Annotated in this window: 1 protein-coding gene; it reads right to left on the bottom strand. The window is 33.9% G+C overall.

Features of this window, described 5'->3' with window-relative positions; all coding sequences use genetic code 11:
• On the bottom strand, positions 1 to 305 hold a 305-nt coding region (locus HSP_RS0108165; protein ID WP_244263565.1), incomplete at its 3' end, for a replication initiation protein.
• Positions 306 to 369 lie beyond the last annotated feature (64 nt).

The raw sequence follows: 369 nt of genomic DNA, 5'->3' as shown, positions 1-369 counted from the left end.
GGGTATTTATCCTTAATTTGTAACCAATCTTTAAGATCTTCTAATTTTATTTCACGTCTTCCAACCGTTTTGTATTGTGAGCATAACTCATAAAGTCGAATCGTATGTGTACTGGTAAATGCACCAATATTCACAAGCTCATATTTAGTATAACGAGCTTTTAAATTAGCAATGTAAGGTAATAATTTTTCGTGAAACTCAATATAAAAACGACCTTCTTTTTTAAAGTACACTCGATCCGTTACAAATGCCACTTCGTGTAAAATACGCTCATCGTTTTGCAACGTCATCCAACGGCTTGAAATCTTTCTAATAGCCTTTTGTACTTGAACGTAAGCTATATCAGGGTTGACATCAGGAAAATGTTCG

This window comes from Haemophilus sputorum CCUG 13788 (assembly GCF_000238795.1).
GTDB lineage: Bacteria > Pseudomonadota > Gammaproteobacteria > Enterobacterales > Pasteurellaceae > Haemophilus_A > Haemophilus_A sputorum.
The sequence above is the reverse complement of the archived record's forward strand: the minus strand, read 5'-3'. Positions and strand labels throughout refer to the sequence as shown.